The 1,183-nt window shown below is 38.7% G+C and carries 1 protein-coding gene; it reads right to left on the bottom strand.

Features of this window, described 5'->3' with window-relative positions; translation table 11 throughout:
• Nucleotides 1–120: 120 nt before the first annotated feature.
• The gene (locus tag JOC28_RS10610; RefSeq protein WP_205010636.1) at nt 121–912 is read right to left on the bottom strand and encodes a carbonic anhydrase; all 792 of its coding nucleotides are present in this window, start codon (nt 910–912) and stop codon (nt 121–123) included.
• Nucleotides 913–1,183 lie beyond the last annotated feature (271 nt).

Raw genomic sequence — 1,183 nt, 5'->3', positions numbered from 1 at the left:
GTTCAACAGAGATTAAACAACCAGTCTCCTGTAGATTACAGAAAACTGACCGCTTAAAAGTTTTTTCTTCTGTCCCATTTTTAGGGTGCAGTGCCGGAGAACTTGAGCTTTTTATCATTATTATTCTTCGATTTCACGTCCGTTCAAATCTTGAAGTGGACGGTTGTTAGCAACACCGATTGTTTCTGAGAATTTCTTAACCTGTGCTTTACTGATGGTTTCTTGTTTTTTGAAGACAATCCAGTTAACGCCTTCAGTACATGGAGGTGTTGTCAATGAGCCTTCAAAGTTGTAGTAATCTTGATCCTCTGGGAAAAGATTTGAGATGGAAATGCTCTTTGAAACTTCCTTTTCTTCGTTAACTTTAGTTGGCATGTTCTTCCAAACTTCCTTCAAGCCTTTATTTTCCTTACCATACTGATAAAGGACTGATACAACAGCGATTTGACCATCATCAGTCTTGTAGACAAAGTGACCTTCAAGCGGATATTGTTTGCCATCAATCTCATTTTCACTTGGTGCATGGAAATGGAATTGCTTCAAAGTGTAGGTCTTATCACCAACAGTCAAAGTGTTATCTGAATTTTCAGGAGTGACCTGAATCGTGTGACCATTGTTTAAAACAGTAACCTTTGAAGATTTGCTTTTCAAGGATAAACTTGGAAGGTCAACATCCTCAGCACCTGTAATATTGATTGGAGACTGCTCTGTTCCATCGCTACAAGCTGCATACTCTTCTGAAAGACTTCCCCAGTATTCTGGTGAAATTTCATCCTCGTAACCCCAGTGTGCTTCCTGAGTTTCTGAACTAGAGCTTGTTGTACTAGTCGTTGTAGTTGTTTCAGCTTGTACAGTTGAGCAAGCAAGACAAAGACCCGCTAGGACCATAAGGTAGGTAAGTTTCTTTTTCATAGTACTCCTTCTTCTGACGACTGCATTTTGAAGGGCAAATGTTTCTCCAGAGCATCTGTCCATTCTGACAATCAGTATCTTACGCCTTTTTTGAATAAATGTCAATATTTTCACAAAAATTTCTTTTGTTTTTCTTATCTTTTTCTCACTATCAAAAAAGCTGCGCCATTATACTAAAAAGAGGCTGGGCAAAAACGAGCTTCAACATAAAACCACCCAGTGATTTCTGTCTCGAAAACAATCAAGACGAAAGAATCACTGGGTGGTTTTT

Source organism: Streptococcus loxodontisalivarius (assembly GCF_016908645.1).
Lineage (GTDB): Bacteria > Bacillota > Bacilli > Lactobacillales > Streptococcaceae > Streptococcus > Streptococcus loxodontisalivarius.
Note: the sequence above shows the minus strand (reverse complement) of the source record. Positions and strands in the feature narration are given on the sequence as shown.